This window comes from Pseudomonas fluorescens, assembly GCF_018614655.1.
GTDB lineage: Bacteria > Pseudomonadota > Gammaproteobacteria > Pseudomonadales > Pseudomonadaceae > Aquipseudomonas > Aquipseudomonas fluorescens_BX.
The window spans coordinates 94314-112416 of sequence record NZ_JAGGOG010000019.1 but is presented as its reverse complement, the minus strand read 5'-3'; the positions used below and the strand labels follow the sequence as shown (position 1 = coordinate 112416).

17 protein-coding genes are annotated in these 18103 nt (G+C 60.1%); 9 read left to right on the top strand and 8 right to left on the bottom strand.

Annotation, left to right across the window (positions count from 1 at the left end; genetic code table 11):
- Positions 1 to 35: 35 nt before the first annotated feature.
- Positions 36 to 1661 carry a 5-guanidino-2-oxopentanoate decarboxylase gene (locus tag J7E41_RS20155; protein WP_214995554.1) on the bottom strand — a complete coding sequence of 542 codons (1626 nt, stop codon included), beginning with the start codon at positions 1659 to 1661 and terminating at the stop codon, positions 36 to 38.
- A gap of 115 nt (positions 1662 to 1776) precedes the next feature.
- On the opposite strand from J7E41_RS20155, the gene J7E41_RS20150 reads away from it, so the two are divergent.
- The gene (locus tag J7E41_RS20150; RefSeq protein ID WP_214995552.1) at positions 1777 to 2643 is read left to right on the top strand and encodes a LysR substrate-binding domain-containing protein; all 867 of its coding nucleotides are present in this window, start codon (positions 1777 to 1779) and stop codon (positions 2641 to 2643) included.
- 145 nt (positions 2644 to 2788) lie between these two features.
- Here J7E41_RS20150 and J7E41_RS20145 read toward each other — a convergent pair whose 3' ends face one another.
- Together J7E41_RS20145 and J7E41_RS20140 are read right to left on the bottom strand one after the other, a co-directional pair.
- Complete coding sequence (locus tag J7E41_RS20145; protein WP_214995550.1) at positions 2789 to 3403, bottom strand: NAD(P)-dependent oxidoreductase; 615 nt, start codon at positions 3401 to 3403, stop codon at positions 2789 to 2791.
- 31 nt (positions 3404 to 3434) lie between these two features.
- Positions 3435 to 4301, bottom strand: coding sequence for an MBL fold metallo-hydrolase (locus J7E41_RS20140; protein WP_214995548.1), 867 nt, complete (start codon positions 4299 to 4301; stop codon positions 3435 to 3437).
- 114 nt (positions 4302 to 4415) lie between these two features.
- On the opposite strand from J7E41_RS20140, the gene J7E41_RS20135 reads away from it, so the two are divergent.
- Together J7E41_RS20135 and J7E41_RS20130 are read left to right on the top strand one after the other, a co-directional pair.
- Positions 4416 to 5321: a LysR family transcriptional regulator gene (locus J7E41_RS20135; RefSeq protein ID WP_214995547.1), complete on the top strand. Its 906-nt coding sequence runs from the start codon at positions 4416 to 4418 to the stop codon at positions 5319 to 5321.
- A gap of 100 nt (positions 5322 to 5421) precedes the next feature.
- Complete coding sequence (locus J7E41_RS20130; protein WP_178123450.1) at positions 5422 to 5598, top strand: hypothetical protein; 177 nt, start codon at positions 5422 to 5424, stop codon at positions 5596 to 5598.
- On the opposite strand, the gene J7E41_RS20125 is transcribed toward J7E41_RS20130, so the two are convergent.
- Positions 5591 to 6478 carry a helix-turn-helix domain-containing protein gene (locus J7E41_RS20125; protein ID WP_214995545.1) on the bottom strand — a complete coding sequence of 296 codons (888 nt, stop codon included), beginning with the start codon at positions 6476 to 6478 and terminating at the stop codon, positions 5591 to 5593. The genes J7E41_RS20130 and J7E41_RS20125 overlap by 8 nt on opposite strands.
- A gap of 188 nt (positions 6479 to 6666) precedes the next feature.
- On the opposite strand from J7E41_RS20125, the gene pobA reads away from it, so the two are divergent.
- Both pobA and J7E41_RS20115 read left to right on the top strand, forming a co-directional pair.
- On the top strand, positions 6667 to 7851 hold the full coding sequence (pobA, locus tag J7E41_RS20120; protein WP_214995795.1) for a 4-hydroxybenzoate 3-monooxygenase: 1185 nt from the start codon (positions 6667 to 6669) through the stop codon (positions 7849 to 7851).
- A gap of 72 nt (positions 7852 to 7923) precedes the next feature.
- Positions 7924 to 9441: an MDR family MFS transporter gene (locus J7E41_RS20115; protein WP_214995543.1), complete on the top strand. Its 1518-nt coding sequence runs from the start codon at positions 7924 to 7926 to the stop codon at positions 9439 to 9441.
- 399 nt (positions 9442 to 9840) lie between these two features.
- Here J7E41_RS20115 and J7E41_RS20110 read toward each other — a convergent pair whose 3' ends face one another.
- Genes J7E41_RS20110 through J7E41_RS20100 form a run of 3 tightly spaced genes read right to left on the bottom strand, consistent with a single transcriptional unit; the run spans position 9841 to position 11892 of the window.
- Positions 9841 to 10680: a cache domain-containing protein gene (locus J7E41_RS20110; RefSeq protein WP_214995541.1), complete on the bottom strand. Its 840-nt coding sequence runs from the start codon at positions 10678 to 10680 to the stop codon at positions 9841 to 9843.
- A 54-nt stretch (positions 10681 to 10734) separates the two neighbouring features.
- Positions 10735 to 11205 carry a cyanase gene (gene cynS / locus J7E41_RS20105; protein ID WP_214995539.1) on the bottom strand — a complete coding sequence of 157 codons (471 nt, stop codon included), beginning with the start codon at positions 11203 to 11205 and terminating at the stop codon, positions 10735 to 10737.
- A gap of 27 nt (positions 11206 to 11232) precedes the next feature.
- Positions 11233 to 11892 (bottom strand): carbonic anhydrase, encoded by a 660-nt coding sequence (locus tag J7E41_RS20100; protein WP_214995537.1) that lies wholly within the window; start codon positions 11890 to 11892, stop codon positions 11233 to 11235.
- Positions 11893 to 12003: 111 nt separating this feature from the next.
- On the opposite strand from J7E41_RS20100, the gene cynR reads away from it, so the two are divergent.
- On the top strand, positions 12004 to 12852 hold the full coding sequence (gene cynR / locus J7E41_RS20095; RefSeq protein WP_214995535.1) for a transcriptional regulator CynR: 849 nt from the start codon (positions 12004 to 12006) through the stop codon (positions 12850 to 12852).
- Between the two features lie 137 nt (positions 12853 to 12989).
- Here cynR and J7E41_RS20090 read toward each other — a convergent pair whose 3' ends face one another.
- Positions 12990 to 13766, bottom strand: coding sequence for a transporter substrate-binding domain-containing protein (locus J7E41_RS20090; RefSeq protein ID WP_214995533.1), 777 nt, complete (start codon positions 13764 to 13766; stop codon positions 12990 to 12992).
- A 387-nt stretch (positions 13767 to 14153) separates the two neighbouring features.
- Between J7E41_RS20090 and J7E41_RS20085 the strand changes: the two genes are divergently transcribed.
- From J7E41_RS20085 to J7E41_RS20075, 3 genes are all read left to right on the top strand, one after another.
- On the top strand, positions 14154 to 15527 hold the full coding sequence (locus J7E41_RS20085) for a glutamine synthetase family protein (RefSeq protein WP_214995531.1): 1374 nt from the start codon (positions 14154 to 14156) through the stop codon (positions 15525 to 15527).
- 164 nt (positions 15528 to 15691) lie between these two features.
- Positions 15692 to 17341 (top strand): phosphoethanolamine transferase, encoded by a 1650-nt coding sequence (locus J7E41_RS20080; protein ID WP_214995529.1) that lies wholly within the window; start codon positions 15692 to 15694, stop codon positions 17339 to 17341.
- A 73-nt stretch (positions 17342 to 17414) separates the two neighbouring features.
- Entirely contained in the window at positions 17415 to 18074 is a 660-nt protein-coding gene (locus tag J7E41_RS20075; protein WP_214995527.1) for a class I SAM-dependent methyltransferase, read from the top strand.
- Positions 18075 to 18103: the final 29 nt, after the last annotated feature.

Below are 18103 nucleotides of genomic sequence, written 5' to 3'. Positions count from 1 at the left end.
GTTGACCGTTGACTACAGACCTTCGAGCGCGACACTCATACCGATGCGTCCTGCATCCACAAACCTTGGTCGATTTCAATCAGCGTCGGCCCCTGGCGGCCAGCGGCTTCGCGTAATGCCGTACGCAGTTCTTCAACGCCGCGGATGGCCTGGGCGGCGCAGCCCAGAGCCTTGGCCACGCCGATAAAGTCCGGGGTGTAGATGTCCACGCCAACCGGCTCGATAGAGCGGTTGACCATGTATTTCTTGATCTCTTCATAGCCCTGGTTATTCCACAGCAGGACGATGATCGGCGTGCGTGCCTCCACGGCGCTGGCCAGTTCCGGCAGGGTGAATTGCAGCCCACCGTCACCGATCAGGCACACCACCGGCGCCTTGCTACCGCGCCCCAGCCAGGCACCGATGGCGGCGGGCAGGGCGTAGCCGAGGGTGCCGTAGCCGGTGGACGAGTTGAACCAGCGACGCGGTTGATTGAGGTTCAGGGTCAGGTTGCCGGTGTAGACCGGTTGGGTGGAGTCGCCCACCAATACCACCTCGGGCAGCTCTTCCAGAACGGTGTTGAGGAACAGGGTTTGCGCGCGGGAGGCAGCGTCCCAGGTGGGTGCCAAGTCGGCCCACAGGCGGGCGACGCGGTTGACGCCCCAATCATCGTGACGAGGCGGCAGCGGTTGGTGATTTAACGCGTCCAGCAACGCTTCGGCGGCAATCTGCGCGTCAGCCACCAGCGCCACCTGCGGCGGGTAATTGCGTACGGTCTGGTCCGGGTCGATGTCGATGCGCAGCAAGGCACCGGGAATTTCGAAGCCGCCGGCGAAGGTGACGTCGTAGTCGGTTTCGGCCAATTCAGTGCCGATAGCCAATACCACATCCGCTTCGGCGACCAGCGCGCGGGTGGCCACCAGGGTTTGGGTGGAACCGATCAACAGCGGATGGTTGGCCGCCAGCATGCCTTTGGCATTGATGGTCAGGGCCACCGGTGCGCCAAGGGTTTCGGCCAGGCGGGTCAGTTCGCCAGCGGCGTCGATGGCACCGCCACCGGCCAGGATCAGCGGCCGCTTGGCTGCTGCCAGCCACTGGCTCATCTGCTTGACCGCCGACGGCGCAGCACCGGCACGGGCGACACTGATCGGCTCACTGCCCAGCAGCGCATCGGCATTCTCCACCAGCACATCCAGGGGGATCTCGATATGCACCGGACGCGGCCGCCCAGCCTGGAACAGCGCAAACGCCCGCGCCAGCACGCCCGGTAATTCGGCGGCCGACATCAAGGTATGGGAAAACGCCGCGACACCGGCGACCAGCGCGCCCTGGTTCGGCAGTTCATGCAACTTGCCGCGCCCGCCGCCCAACTGGCTGCGCGATTGCACGCTGGAAATCACCAGCATCGGGATCGAATCGGCGTAGGCCTGGCCCATGGCGGTGGTGATGTTGGTCATGCCTGGGCCGGTGATGATGAAACACACGCCGGGTTTGCCGCTGGTGCGGGCATAACCGTCGGCCATAAAACCGGCGCCCTGTTCGTGGCGCGGGGTGACGTGGCGGATGCTGGAGCGAGCGAGGCCTCGATACAGCTCCACGGTGTGAACCCCGGGGATGCCGAACACCTGTTCCACGCCGTAGCCTTCCAGCAGCTTGACCAATGCTTCGCCACACGTCGCCATTTCAAAAGCCCTTATTGTTAATTGAGACGAGAGCGCTATTGGACGGCTGGGCTGTAGCGGCAACAATCGATAAAAAGTCATACTAGCCATGTCCTCACGTCATGGCTGCTGCCCGATGAAACGCCTTCCACCGTTGCCCGCACTGCACACCTTCTGGGTCACGGCTCAGTGCTGCAACTTCACCCGTGCTGCCGAGCAATTGCACATCACCCAGGGCGCGGTCAGCCGACAGATTGCCGGGCTGGAAAGCCATCTGGGCTACCCGCTGTTCCAGCGTCAGGCCCGAGGCTTGAGCCTGACCGATGAGGGGCGCGAGTGGTCGCTACGGGCGCAGCAAGTGTTCGGCCTGATCGGTGAGGCGGTGGAGCAGATCGGCTGCCGCCGCGAGACCTTGCAACTCAAGGCCCCCACCTGTGTCATGCGCTGGCTGCTGCCACGGCTGATGCAGTGGCAGCAGGAACGGCCAGATGTGCCGGTGGAACTCACCACCACCGTGGCCTACACCGTGGATTTTCGTCGTGAGCAGTTTGATGCGGCGGTGATCTATGCGCCCGTCGGTGAACAGTCGGCTCAGGCTTGGCATCTGTTTGATGAGCAACTCACGCCGGTTTGCGCACCGGCCTTGCGGGCGGGTTTGCAGACGCCGGCGGACTTGCAGCGGCAGGTGCTGTTGCACCCCACGCGGGATGAGCGCGATTGGGCGTTGTGGTTGAAGGCGGCCGGTACACGGTTGGGTAACTTGAGCCAGGGGTATCATTTCGAGACGCTGGACCTGGCCATGACCGTGGCGTCACAGGGGTCAGGCGTGGCGATTGGCGACAGCGCGTTGATCGGCGAAGACCTCAAGGCCGGGCGGCTGGTGATGCCATTTGAATTGAGAGTGCCGACGGGGATGGGGTATTACCTAGTGTATCCGCAGGGGACGGAGCCGTCGGTGGGGCTTGAAGCGTTACTGACCTGGTTGGTCAGCCAGGCACAGTAGTCCGGACAATGCCGATTAAATGTGGGAGCGGCGGTGCGACGATTCGACTTGCTCGCGAAGGCGGTGGGTCAGTTGATACATATTTGCCTGACACTCCGTATTCGCGAGCAAGTCGAATCGTCGCACCGCCGCTCCCACATTGTCATCAATACCCGACAGTAAAGCGCTGGCGCGAATGCTTTGGCGTTTCCACTTCATCAATCAACGCAATCGCATAGTCGGCAAAGCTGATCCAGCTGCGACCTTCGCTGCTCACCAACAAATCATCCTGACCCAGGCGGAATTTGCCGGTGCGCTCAGCCTCGACAAACTCCGCCGACGGCGACAGAAAGGTCCAGTCCAGCTCTTTTTCCTGACGCAAGGCGTCGAGAAACTCAATACCCGCACCGGCTTCAGCCTTGTACTCCGACGGGAAACCAGGGCTGTCGAACACACGACCACCGCCCGGCAACAACAGCGATGCGGCACCGCCCACCACCAGCAGACGTTTCACGCCGGCCTGCTTCACCGGGCCAATCACGGCACTGGCAGGCAGGGTGGCAAAGTGCGCGGCGCTGATCACCACGTCGTTGCCGGCGACGGCCTGTTGCAGGGCATTAGCGTCCAGGGCATCCACCTGTTTGACCTTCACACCAGGGCGCACGCCGATCTTGTCGGTATTACGGGCAATGGCCGTAACGGTGTGGCCGCGACGCAGGGCTTCTTCCAGCAGTTGGCTACCGGCACGACCGGTGGCACCGATAATTGCGATCTTGCTCATGACGTTCTCCAGTACGGTAGGTTGAAACACTTCACCACTTCATTTCGCCCTTGGCGACTTTGGCACTCAGCTCCAGGGAGCTTTCGTCGGCCAGGTTCGGGTAACGCTTTTTCATGGCTGCAATCAGTGCGGCGGAATCCTTGGCCTTGGCGGTTTCTTCGTCGAAGGCTTTGATGTAGTCAGCGGTAAACGCCACGGATTTCAGCGAAGGTGTGCCCAGGTAGTGACCCGGAATCACGTTGCGCGGTTTCAGGTCTTCGATACGTTGCAGGGTGGCCAGCCAGTCCGTGTGGGATTTTGCGCTCTGAGTGTCAGCCATCCACACATGGATGTTTTCAGCCACGACTACACCGCCGACCACCGCCTTGATTGATGGGATCCACACGAAGCTGCGGTCCGGCTGCGGGCCGTCGAGGCCGATCACTTCCAGTTTCTGCCCTTCAAGGGTCAGCTCATGGCCTACAAGCACTTGGGGGACGATGGTCTTGGCGGGCTTGTCGGCACCCATTTTCGGGCCCCAGAATTCAAGTTTGCCGGCCGCGGTGGCCTTGATGTGGTCCACCACCGGTTGGGGTGCCAGGACCTTGGCCTTGGGGAACGCTGCGGTCAGGGTGTCGAGGCCGAAGTAGTAGTCCGGGTCACCGTGGCTGATATAGATGGTGGTCAGTTGCTTGCCACTGGCGCGGATCTTCTGCACCAGTTGCTCGGCCTGGCCTTTGCCGAACTGGGCGTCTACCAGGATCGCGTCTTTCTGGCCGCTGACCAACACCGAGCTGACCGGGAAGATGGCTGCCTCACCCGGGTTGTAGACATCCAGGCTCAGGTCGGCGGCTGCGGCGTGGGCGGCGAAGCCCAGGGCAGCCGAAGCCAGTGCAAAACGCTTGAGGATCGAGAACATGTGCAACTCCAGCAGTCGATAGGCCTTGGCAGGCGATGGACAGAGCTTAGTTGCACTGAACGCAGCAAAAAATGCGATGCTTGAACATAGTTTGTTTCTGAAATCGGGCAAATCATGGATCGTCTTCAAGCAATGCGGGTGTTTGTCGCGGTGGTGGACCTGGGCAGTCAGTCGGCTGCTGCCGATCATCTGGACCTGTCACGCCCGGTGGTGTCGCGCTACCTGGCAGAGTTGGAGGATTGGGTGGGCGCGCGGCTGATGCACCGCACCACCCGCAAGCTGAGCCTGACCGCCGCCGGCAGTGAAACCTTGCCCCGTTGCCGACAGATGCTGGAGCTGTGCAGCGACATGCAGGCCGCCGTCAGCGAACCGGACGAAGCCCCGCGCGGCTTGTTGCGCCTGAGTGTCAGCACCTCCTTCGGCCAGGCGCAGTTGGCGGATGCCATGGCCGAATACGTCAAACGCTACCCGCAGGTCACGGTCGACCTGCAAATGCTCGACCGCACGGTGAACCTGGTGGATGAACGCATCGACCTGGCCATCCGCACCAGCAATGACCTGGACCCCAACCTGATCGCCCGCAAGCTTACGGTCTGCCGCTCGGTGATTTGTGCATCGCCGCTTTACCTGCTGGAACATCCGCGACCGCACAAGGTGGAAGACCTTGCCCGACACAACTGCCTGACCCATTCCTACTTCGGCAAAAGCCTCTGGCATTTCGAAGAGGGTGGCGAACAAGTATCGGTGCCGGTTCAAGGCAATATCAGCGCCAACGAGGCCAGCACCTTGCTAAGAGCGACGTTGGCCGGTGCCGGGGTCTCGATGCTGCCCAGCTACCAGGCCGGGGACTATATTCGCAGCGGCCAACTGACCCGCCTGTTGCCCGAGGCCGAGCCCCGGCAGATGAACATGTATGCGGTGTATGCCTCGCGCAAACACATGCCGTCGGCGCTGCGCAGCCTGCTGGATTTTCTGGTGTTGAGGTTTCCCGAAGACCCGGTGTGGGATATCGGTCTGTAACGCGTCATAAAGGTATTGAATACCGCCCCATAATGGCGGCTTGCCCTGTCTGACCTATGCTGATTGAAGCACCTTCTTGATCGGATCAGAGGTCAGCACCATGTCGATCAAAACAAGAAAGTACCTGATGATTTTCACCCTGTGCGCTGCTGCCACGGCGTTGTATGGCACGGCCGCCTATCGCGTCGAGCAGACCCGCATGAAGCCGAGCCTGGCTGCCAGTTGCGACCGTGACCACTGCATTCCCCAAACCGCCAGCTTGAGCGCCCTCAGGTAACGTCCCGATCGGCCTTCAACTGCTCCCGAAACGCCTTGGGCGAGAACCCGACACGCCGGCGAAACAGCCGTGAGAAGTTGGTCGGGTCGGAAAACCCCAACACTTCCGACATTTCATTGATGGTCATGCTGGTGTAGGTCAGCAGGCGCTTGGCTTCCAGCAATTGGCGGTCGTGCATGATCTGCAGTGCCGGTTGCCCCCCCAGTTCCCGGCAGGTGCCATTGAGGTGAGACACCGAAATCCCCAGCTTGTGGGCCAGGTCTTCGATTTTCGGGTGTTCGCGGTAGTGCTGTTCAACCAGTTGGGTGAAGTGCCGGAAGTATTCGCGTCCTCGGGGCGCCCGCGGATGGCGGCGTTGGATGGCCTGGCGGCTGATCCACACCAGCAACACGCTGACCAGGGCGTGCATCATCATGTCCCGCGCAGGCTGGTCATCGGCGTATTCATCCTGCAGCCGGGAGAACAGGCTGTTCAGGTAGTCACCGTCCTGGCCCGCAGGGTAACTGCCCAAGGTACTCAAACCGTCTACCGCCGAACCCAATTGCCCCTGCAAATGCAGCACCAGCGGTGCAGAGAGGGTCACGACATACCCTTCAACCTCTTCGGAAAACCGAAAGCCATGGACGCACAGTGGCGGCAGGACTTGCAGCGTCGACTCGTTCAGCACCGTGCGTTGGCCTTCGATCTCCAACTGCGCCTGGCCCTTGTACACAAACAACAACTGACACAGGTCCGCGTGCCGGTGCGGTGCAATCTCCCACTGATACTCACGGCTGCGCCGGGAGATGGTTTCGCAGTGCAACAGATCCGGGGTGGGCCATTGTTGGTTTTCCCCATACAGCTTGAAGACCGGAATCGCGGTAGTGGCAGTTTTGGTCATGGTTTCAATCCGATACTCAGGATAATGGTGCGGTAATCGCCCCGATTGGCAAAAAGCGCAGGGTTTGGATCAGTTTTCACCTTCTTATGCCGGTCACTCAAGTGAAAAATGCCAGCACCAAGACCAATGACAACTCTTTCACCGAATACGTTCGCTGAAAGCTACGGGCCATAAAAATAATGAAAACGTTGAAAACCCAAGTCGCCATCATCGGTGCCGGTCCCTCCGGGCTGCTGCTGGGCCAACTGTTGCACGAGGCAGGCATCGAGACCCTGATTCTTGAGCGTCAAACGCCCGATTACGTTGCCGGGCGGATTCGTGCCGGTGTGCTGGAACAAGGCATGGTCGACCTGTTGCGCCAAGCCGGTGTAGGCCGACGAATGGACGCCGAAGGGCTGGTGCATGACGGGTTTGAGTTGGCGCTGAATGGGCAATTGACCCATATCGACCTCAAGTCGTTGACCGGTGGCAAGACGGTGATGATCTACGGGCAGACCGAGGTCACCCGCGACCTGATGGCGGCACGCGAAGCGGCGGGTGCCATCACCTTGTATGAGGCTCGCAATGTGCAGCCCCATGACCTGAAAAGCCAACAGCCCTGGCTGACCTTCGAGCATGAGGGCGAGTCGTTTCGCCTGGAATGCGACTATATCGCCGGTTGCGACGGTTTTCACGGTGTGGCGCGGCAGTCGATTCCGGCCGAGCATTTAAAGGTTTTCGAGCGGGTTTATCCGTTTGGCTGGCTGGGGATCCTGGCCGAAACCCCACCGATTCATGATGAACTGGTGTACGCCAAGCATAAGCGTGGTTTCGCCTTATGCAGCATGCGTTCGCCCACACGCAGCCGCTATTACTTGCAAGTGCCGGTCGAAGAGGCCGTCGAAGATTGGTCTGATCAGCGTTTCTGGGACGAACTCAAGGCCCGCCTGCCAGCAGATTTGGCGGCGCAACTGGTGACTGGGCCGTCCATCGAAAAGAGCATCGCACCGCTGCGCAGCTTCGTGGTGGAACCCATGCAGTACGGCCGCCTGTTTCTGCTGGGAGACGCCGCCCATATCGTGCCGCCCACCGGCGCCAAGGGCTTGAACCTGGCGGCCAGCGATGTCAGTACCTTGTTCAATATCCTGCTCAAGGTCTATCGCGAGGGGCGGGTGGACTTGCTGGAAAAATACTCACAGATCTGTTTGCGGCGGATCTGGAAGGCCGAACGCTTTTCCTGGTGGATGACCTCGATGCTGCATCAATTTCCAGAGGCGGACGGCTTCAGCCAGCGCATTGCTCAGAGCGAACTGGAGTATTTTGTCGACTCTGAAGCCGGGCGAAAAACCATTGCAGAAAATTACGTCGGACTTCCTTACGAGGCTATCGAATAGTGGGCTATCGAGTAAACTGACGAGCATTCCTGCGGGCTCTTTTACCCGTGGGGCTTGCCTGCAGGTTCAGCCGTGACCAACCTCAATCAGCCCGTTCAGCCCAAACCCGCCATCCGCAGTGTTCTGGTTGCCTTGATGATGGCGATTTTTCTCGGCGCGCTGGACCAGACCATCGTTGCCGTCTCGATGCCAGCCATTTCCGCCCGGTTCAACGACGTCAACCTGCTGGCCTGGGTCATCTCCGGCTACATGGTGGCGATGACGGTGGCGGTGCCGATCTACGGCAAACTCGGCGACCTGTACGGGCGGCGGCCGATGATGTTGATCGGCATGGGCCTGTTCACCATCGCTTCGCTGTTCTGCGCCATGGCGCAAAGCATGGAGCAACTGGTGCTGGCGCGGATCCTCCAGGGCATCGGCGCCGGTGGGATGATTTCGGTGAGCCAGGCGATCATTGGCGACATCATCCCGCCCCGTGAGCGTGGTCGCTACCAAGGCTATTTCAGTAGCATGTACGCAGTGGCGAGCGTCGCCGGGCCGGTGCTGGGCGGTTATATGACCGAATACTTGTCCTGGCGCTGGGTGTTCCTGATCAACCTGCCGCTGGGCGCGGGCGCCTGGTGGGTGGCCCATCGCACGCTGGTGGGGCTGCCGGTGCCGCAACGCAAGCCGGTCATCGACTACCTGGGCACCTTGCTGATGATCATCGGCCTGACTGCGCTGTTGATGGGCATCACTGAAATCGGCCAGGGCCACCCTTGGCGCGACGATCAAGTACTCGGGTTGCTGGCCTGCGCCCTGTTGGCGCTGACGGTGTTTGTCTGGCATGAACGCCGGGCGCGCGAACCCTTGCTGCCGATGCACCTGTTCGCCAACCGCAGTGCGGTGCTGTGTTGGTGCACGGTTTTCTTTACCAGCTTCCAGGCGATTTCCCTGATCGTGCTGATGCCCCTGCGTTACCAGACTGTTACCGGCGCCGGTGCCGACAGTGCCGCTTTGCACTTGTTGCCATTGGCTATTGGTTTGCCGATGGGCGCCTATTTTGCCGGGCGCATGACCTCGGTGACTGGCCGCTACAAACCGATGATCCTTACCGGCGCGCTGTTGACCCCGTTGGCGATCCTCGGCATGGCCTTCAGTGCGCCGCAGGCGTTGCTGTTGAGTAGCCTGTTCATGTTGCTCAGTGGGATTGCCTCCGGTATGCAGTTCCCCACGTCGCTGGTGGGGACGCAGAATTCGGTGGAGCAACGGGACATTGGTGTGGCTACCAGTACCACTAACCTGTTTCGCTCCCTCGGTGGTGCGGTGGGGGTGGCGTGCATGTCGGCGCTGCTGTTGGCGTTGTTGCAGGATTCCAGTTTTGCTCACTTGGCCAGTGGGGCGCTGGTGGCGGAGGGTAGTTCTGGCAATGTGTTGCTCGATGGGCTCAATGCCGCGCCGGGTCCGGCGCAGGATGCTCTGCGGGGGGAGTTGTTGGTGACGTTTCGGCATTTGCTGATGGTGAGTGCGGGGGTGTCGCTGTTGGGGTTGGCGGCGGCGATTGGGATGCCTGATCGGGTGTTGCGGGGGCGGGAGGATAAGGTGAACTGACTGCTGACTGTGTACATATCCGTTGTTGTTTTCACGGCTGATTAGGGTTCCGCCCTTACAGCCAGCCCTTTCAAGGTCTTTGAAAAAACAGTTTTTTGGCTAATACCGGTCAATCAGGGGCGAGCACTGACCTTGTGGCGAGGGGGCTTGTCTCCCGTTGGGCTGCGAAGCAGCCCTAAAACCTGCAATCTCGGTCTATCTGAAAAAACTCAGCGATCTTTTTGGGGCCGCTTCGCAGCCCAACGGGGGACAAGCCCCCTCGCCACAGGTCAGTGTTTGCTCTCCAAATACGGCAGACTTTTCAAAGACCTCGAAAGGGCTGGCTGTAAGGGCGGAACCATAATCAGCCGTTACCGCAACAACGGATATGTACTCCCACCCCTATATCGCCCCCCAACCTCAAGGACTGTAATACCCCACAGCCACAATAAAATGCCCCGCCTTACGCAGATAGGCATGTTTATCCTCAACCTTCCCCGTCACCGGGTTCTTCCAGCGGTACTGATATTCCCCCTGATCCTGCTCAGCCATCAGCTTCAAGATCGGCTCCCCCACCGGCTTACCCTCCGGGTCGCTGATCTTGCCAAAGTCGGTATTAACCAACCGCAAGTTAGTCCCGTGCGCCACATAACGCCGGGTATCAAGGTCAACCACAAACACATACAGGTCATCCTGCAGAAAACCACCCTGCATCGCATTGATCGCCTTGAGGGTACTGCTTTCATCTTTCGCCAGTTCGTCGACCGCCTTGTCCCGCAGCGCCTTGGCCTGCTCCGGCGAGGCTCGTGGCAAGTAGTAGCCGACCGCGAGAATGCGCTCGCCAATGCGCTGATAAAACACGTGCTTGCGTTCGATCTTGCCGTCGTTCCAGTTCTGCCATCGGTAGTCGGCTTGCTGAATACCATTGGCCTCGGGCTGTAGCAGCACGTCCTTGAAGGATTTGCGCAGGTCCGGTCCCAGCACTTCGGAGATATCCCGGCCAATCAACGCGGAGGAGGGGCCGCCACTGGCCAGCAGCACGCCCTTGGTGTCGACCACAAAGACATAGCGGTCCTTGTCGACAAACTCACCCTGGCGACTGAAGGCCGCGAAGGCCTTGTCGCCATTGTCGTGGTAGTACGCCAAGGCCTTTTCCAGCAGGGCCTTGGCGGCTTGGGCGTCTTTGTCTTGCGTGGCGGCGGCGTGCACCTGGCTGAAACACAACAGCAGCAGCCAGGTGATTCGGAACATTGCCTTCATTGCCCGTCCCTCGTTCTTGTCAGTGTCCCAAGAGCGTAGACGGTTGTCGGGTAATCAGAACGGCTTGGTCGGCAGGTATTTGCCATCCAGGGTGATCACCGCGCGGGAGCCACCGTCCGGGTCTTCGACCTTCTTGATGTCCAGCTTGAAGTTGATGGCGCTGATGATGCCGTCGCCGAATTGCTCGTGGACCAGAGCCTTGAGGGTCGAGCCATAGACCTGGAGCATTTCATAGAAACGGTACAGGGTCGGATCCGTCGGAATACCGCCCGGGAAGCTGCCACGCAGGGGCACGGTTTGCAGCAGGCGGCTGGCGTCCTGGTCGAGGCCGAGTTTGTCGCAGACCACGTCAGCGGCGTCCTTGGGCAACGGGTGCTGGCCCAACAAGGCGGCGGTGACGAAAGCCAGGCTCAGGCCAGTGCCGTCGGTGAGGTCCTGCCATGACAGGTCCTTGCGGGCCTTGATGTCGATAACCGTATCGGCCAGGGCCAGGCGTGGGGTTTGAGCGAACTGGGATTGCAACATGGTGATTTCCTCTTGGGTAAACAGGGGTTATGCAGCGTGTTGAGATGTGGTCGAGACCGCACGGGTCTGCGGGTTTTCCAGCAGGGACACAAAACGTCCGGTGGTGCCGTCCAGGGCGGCGATGCAGCCGCTTTCGATGTCATACACCCAGCCGTGCAGGTTCAGCCGGCCTTGTTCCAGCGCCAGGGCGACTGAGGGGTGAGTCTTGAGGTTAGCCAGTTGCGCTACCACGTTTTCCCGTACCAGGGCGTCCAGCCGGGCTTCGTCGGAGGCATGGGTACGGGCCGCATTGATCACCTTGGCCGACTCGGCATGGCGCAACCAATTGGCCACGGCCGGCAGGTGATCCAGGCATTTGCAGGTGGAGATGGCGGTCATGGCGCCGCAGTCCGAGTGACCGCAGATCACGATGTCGCTGACGCCGAGTACGGCTACGGCATATTCGACGGTGGCTGACACGCCGCCCGGCTCCGGGCCGTAGGACGGCACGATATTGCCTGCGTTGCGGATCACAAACAGGTCGCCGGGTTCCTGCTGGGTCAACAGCTCCGGGACCACGCGGCTGTCGGAGCAGGACACAAACAACGTGCCGGGGTTCTGGGTGGTGGCCAGGTGTTTGAACAGGTCGCTGCGCTGGGCAAAGGCCTCGTCCTGGAACTTGCGAAAGCCGTCGATGAGATGCTGCATGGTGGTTCTCCTTGCGTCGCTGATGGGGCAAGGATGGAAGTTTTCAGCTATAGCGTCCAAGACCGGCTTATTATGATTTCTATAAGTCAGGCCTATAGTTGAGCGTCCCACATGCTGCTACGCCATATCCGCTACCTGCTGGCCGTTGCCGAGCACCGTAACTTCACCCGCGCTGCCGAAGCGTTGCATGTGTCCCAGCCGACCTTGTCGCAACAGATCAAGCAGTTGGAAGACACCCTCGGTGCGCCGTTGCTGGATCGCACCGGGCGTAGTGTGCGGTTGACCGATGCGGGTGAGGCCTATGTACGTTTTGCGCGGCTGGCCTTGCAGGATCTGCAGGCCGGTACGCGGGCGATGCATGACGTGCAAGACCTGAGTCGTGGCAACTTGCGCCTGGCCATGACCCCGACGTTCACCGCTTACCTGATCGGTCCGTTGCTGGCGCGGTTCAATAACCTATACCCAGGGATTGTGGTGAGCGTCGAGGAACTGACCCAAGACCGTATCGAAGCGGCATTGGCGCAGGATCAGTTGGATATTGGTATCGGGTTTACCGGCGAGCACTTGCCGGATATCGAGTGCGAGGGATTGTTTGTCGAGGAGTTGAGTGTGGTGGTCAGCGCCAGCCACCCGGACCTGGGTGGCCAGCACTGGCTTCAACAGCCGCTGGTGCTGTTGAACTCGGGCTTCGCCACCCGCCGCTACATTGATGACTATTGCCGCAGCCAGGACGTAAAACCGCAGATCGCCATGGAAGCCAACTCCATCAGCGCGATCATTGAGATCGTCCGTAACACGCCGCTGGCGACCATCCTGCCCAGCGCGATTGCCCGGGCTCAGTCGGGCTTGAGTGCGGTGTCCATTCACCCGCCCTTGCCGCAACGCACGGCGGCGTTGCTCAGTCGCAAAGGGGCTTATCGCAGCGCGGCTTGCCGGGCGTTTATCGAATTGATTACGTAGCAGTTGTCGAGCGCCAGCGAGGCTACGTCGGCCACACCACCGCCATCAAGCTAGGCGCAAATTCGCGTTGTCCTCGACGCAGCCTCGCTGGCGCTCGACAGCTGCTACGAGAAACTGGGGGGAGATACCCGCGTTGATCAAGGCGCCGCCAACCACTGGTTGACGATCCCGTCATACACCCCCGTGACCGTACTCAAGTGCAGCCACTGGTCCACGTAGCTTTTCCAAGCCACATCATCCCGGGGCAGCAGGAAAGCCTTTTCGCTGTATTGCATGTAACGCTCCGGGTTCACCGCGCACAGCCCAGGTTTGAGCTTCTGCTGGTAACGGGCCTCGCTGGCGTCGGTGATCATCACGTCGGCCTTGTTTGCCAGTAGCTCTTCGAAAATCGTCACGTTGTCCGGAAACAGTCGCAACTGCGCCTGGCCCAGGTGCGCCCGGGCGAAGACTTCGTTGGTGCCGCCCGCCGGTTCGATCACCCGAACCTGAGGCTGGTTGATCTGTTCGACGGTCTGATAGCGCTGCACATCGGCGCAGCGCACCAGGGGAATTTTGCCGTCGACATTCATCGATTGACTGAAGAAGGCTTTTTTCTGCCGTTCCAGGGACACGGAAATACCGCCGACGGCGAGGTCGCAACGCTGGGCGAGGAAGTCCGGCATCAGGGTTTTCCAGGTCGTAGGCACCCATTTGATCTGCACGCCGAGGCTTTTGGCCAGGGACTGGGCCATGGCGATATCGATGCCCTCGTAGCTGCCGTCCGCGCGCAAGTAGGTGTAGGGCTTGTAGTCGCCGGTGGTGCACACCGTCATTTCGCCGCGTTGGATCACTTCATCCAGACGCGAGGTGGGAGAGGCGGCGAGGGCGGGCAGCGCCAGACCTGTCAGCAGGCAAAGGGTCAAGGGAGCTTTCATGCGGGCGAGTCCTTGGGGGCAGAAGCGGGGCCCCATATTTTCAAATGTTTAGTCCGTGCACAACCAAACTCCGTCAAGACTGAATTGAACGGCTTATCCAGCCATGTGACGCTGCCCGGCATCTCCTCACTGTGATCCTTGCATGGACGGTTCCCCCGACACTCACCCCGAGACATCGCGTGGCGCTACCGCGTCAAGTTGTCCGGCTTGTCGACGAATCTCGGCTGATGCATTGCCCTGCGAGTTGGCGTTCTGGGCGCTATGGCACTGCCGCCATGCACGCCCACCGGATATTCCCTCCTTACGTTGATTGCCCCCGTGGATGCCCCGCGCATCTGACTGGCAGCGCTTGCGCGCTTGCCTGACGCGAACGTATGAGAATTCTCCATGAGTACTGCCTTTGCCACCCTGCATGAAGCCCAGTCCTTTCTTGACCAGAATCCGGATATCGAGATGTTCGAGTTGTTTATCCTCGATAGCAACGGCGTGCCCCGAGGCAAGTTGTTGCACCGCGATGAGCTGCTGGCGGTCTATAAAAGCGGCCGGCCGCTGCCCAGTACCATCCTTGGCCTGACCATCAATGGCGACGACGTGGAAAACTCCGGCCTGGTGTGGGAGGTGGGTGACATCGATTGCCGCGCCTACCCGGTCAGCGGCAGTTTGCAACGCATGCCCTGGCGGTTGATTCCAACGGCGGCGGTGCAGGTCAGCATGCACCCCGAAGAAGGGATGCCCGCCACCGTGGCTGATCCTCGGCATTTGCTGGCCAGGGTGATCGACGGGCTCAAGGCCGACGGTTACTACCCGGTGATGGCGGCGGAGCTGGAGTTCTATTTGCTCGATCAGAAGCCCGACAGCAATGGCCGGCCACAACCTGCGCACGATGTGGATGGCAGCCGCCCGCGCTCGACCCAGGTGTATGGCTTGCGGGAGCTGGAACAGATCGAACCGTTCTTGGCCGACCTGTATAGCGCCTGCAAACTGCAGGGTATTCCTGCGCGCACGGCGATTTCCGAATATGCCCCGGGGCAGGTGGAAATTACCCTTGAGCACCGCAGCGATGCTCTGCAAGCCATGGATGAGGCGGTGCGCTACAAGCGTCTGGTCAAAGGCGTCGCCCACAAGCACGGGATGACCGCCTGTTTCATGGCCAAGCCATTCGACGATTTGGCGGGTACCGGCATGCACATGCACGTCAGCCTGGCCGACCGCGACGGCAATAACCTGTTTGCCAGCGAGGCCGCCGATGGCACGCCGCTGTTGCGCCAGGCGGTGGGCGGCATGCTCAGCACCTTGCTCGATTCACTGCTGATGTTCTGTCCCAATGCCAACTCTTACCGACGCTTCCAGACCAATAGCTACGCACCGCTGGCGGCGACCTGGGGCGTGGATAACCGCACGGTGAGCCTGCGTGTGCCGGGCGGGCCGGCATTTTCCCGGCATATCGAGCACCGCATCTGCGGCGCCGATGCCAATCCGTACCTGGCCGCCGCAGCGATTCTGGCGGGGATTCACCGAGGCATTCGCGAGCAGCGCGACCCGGGTGCTCCGGTGGAAGGCAACGGGTATGCCCAAGCCAAAGAGTTACTGCCCACTGACTGGCTGACCACCCTGCGTGCGCTGGAAGGCTCAGCCTGGGCGCGGGAAGCCTTTGGCGGTGAGTTCCTCGGGGTTTACCTGGCGGTGAAACGTGCGGAATACCGTCAGTTCATGGGGGAGGTTGGGGAGCAGGATTGGCGCTGGTACCTGCATCAGGCCTGACGGGTTCTTCCGGGAGTAAACAGAAAGTTTGGTAATTGCTCACTCCCACTATTTCTTCCTATTATTTTCACGAAAAATTGATAGACGCCTGCTTACAGTCCGTGCCGTCGCTACCACGGGAATTTTTCCTGGCGGCACTTACTTCCCTGGCCAAGCAGAGCGTTATGTTTAACGTCAAACCCGTTCGCCCCGAGATTATTACCCTGGTTGCCAGCGCGTTTTTATTGCTGGGGTTCAACCTCGTCCTTTGGCAGCATCTGGCCGATATTGTCACCCTCGATATTCGCGGGCTACTGATGTGCGCGGCTTTTGTCGTGATGTTGCTGTGCGGCTTCAACCTGGTACTGACGCTGGTGGCCTTTCGGCGGGTGCTTAAACCGGTCTTGATGCTGCTGTTTTTGGTCAGTGCCGGTGTGACTTATTTCATGAGTCAATATGGCGTATTGATCGACGCTGGTATGTTTCGCAACTTTGCCGAAACTAATGTCACCGAAGTACGTGACCTGTTGTCTTTAAAGTTGTTGGCTTATATTTTGTTGTTGGGAGTATTTCCCGCTTGGTTAGTGTGGAAAACCCCCATTAATTATCGGCGCTGGCACCGTGAAGTCTTGAGCAAAGTGCTGGTAAGTATCGCCTCAGTGGCGGTGATCGGCGGTGTGGCCTTGATCAACTATCAAGGCTTGTCGTCGTTGTTTCGCAATCACCATGAACTGCATTTGATGATCGTACCGAGCAATTACATCGGTGCCTCCGTCGGCTACCTGCGTGAACAGGTGGTTTCTGCCCGGCAACCGTTCCATACCATCGCCGAAGACGCGCAGAAAAATCCCGCCTGGCAAGCCCACACCCGCAAGTCTCTGACCGTGCTGGTAGTGGGGGAGAGTGCGCGCGCCGAGAACTTCGGCATTCTGGGGTACGACCGTGACACCACTCCCGAGCTGTCGCAGGAAAGCGGCCTGATCGCCTTCACCGATGTGCATTCCTGCGGCACCGAAACGGCGGTGTCGGTGCCCTGCATGTTTTCCAATATGGGTCGCAAGAACTACAACGCCAGCCAGGCGAAAAACCAGGAAGGCTTGCTGGATGTGCTCAAGCGCGCCGGTATCGAGGTGGTCTGGCGCGACAATCAATCCGGCTGCAAGGGTACCTGTGATCGAGTGACGGTCCAGAATGTCAGCAAGCTCAACGACCCGGTGCTGTGTGCCAACAGCGAGTGCCGCGACGAAATCCTGCTGCAGGGCCTACAGGCGTTCATCGACAACCTGGACAAGGATACCGTGCTGGTGCTGCACCAGATGGGCAGCCATGGCCCGGAGTACTTCAAGCGTTACCCCAAGGAGTACGAACATTTCACCCCGGTGTGTGAGAGCAATGCCCTGAACACCTGCAGTCGCGAAAGTATTGTGAACGGCTACGACAACACCCTGGTCTACACCGATCATGTGCTGGCCAGCCTGATCAACGTGCTGCGCAGCAATCAGGATAAGGTCGATACGGCCATGCTCTACCTGTCCGACCACGGCGAGTCTCTGGGGGAATACAACCTGTTCCTCCACGGTACCCCGTACATGCTGGCCCCGGACCAACAGAAGCATGTGGCGATGTTGGCCTGGTTCTCAGACAGTTATCAGACCGCTTTTTCGGTGGATACGCATTGCCTGCAACTGAGTCGTCACAAACCCTTGAGCCAGGACAATCTGTTTCATTCGATGCTGGGCTTGCTGGATGTCGACACCCATGCCTACAACCCGGGCCTGGACATGTTCGCCGGCTGTCGTGCAGCCGTGGTTGATGGTGTGCTCGCCAAGCATTGAAACCGTTTCGACCTTTTTTTCACGCACCCGTCGTTAAAGTGCCTACGTCTGACCTACTAACAAGAGTCGTGTGATGTCGTCGCAACCACCGTCCTCCATCGAGATTGAATTTGCCGAGCGCTATGACCGTGAGCACGCCCGCGTCTGCGGCGACACGCGTCCGCCCGGGCTATGGCGTCGCCTGGCACTGTGGCGTGATGAGCGGTTGGTACGCAATGCGCTGAAGATCGCCGGCGAACCAGGCCTGGTCCTCGATCTGGCCTGCGGCTTGGGTCGGTTCTGGCCGGTGTTGGCCGAGCACGGTAACCGGGTGATCCTGGCGTCGGACAACTCCCAGGCCATGCTCGACCATGCTCGCACCCATCATGTCCCGGCATTGCTCAAGCGCGTGAAAACCTTTCAGGGCTCGGCGTTTTCCATCGGGCTGTCGGCCAACGCTGTGGACTGCATCTTTTGCCTGGAGTTGTTTCGCCATGTGCCCAGTGCCGATGGACGCTTGGCGCTGCTGCAGGAGTTTCATCGGGTTAGCCGCGACACGGTGATTGTCTCGGTAAACAGTGACGCTGGTTACAAGGCTTTCGCTGCCCAGAGCCTGGCCCCGACGGACTCTGGCAGTCACCGGGTGCAGGTGGAAGCGGAGTTCAAACAAGCCGGCTTCAAGATCCTCAACCACCAGGAATTCCTGCCCGGTTCGGCCATGTGGCGGGTGTACGTCCTGCGTAAAAGAGGCTAAGCCGCTTCTGTCGGACTATTCTTCGGCTC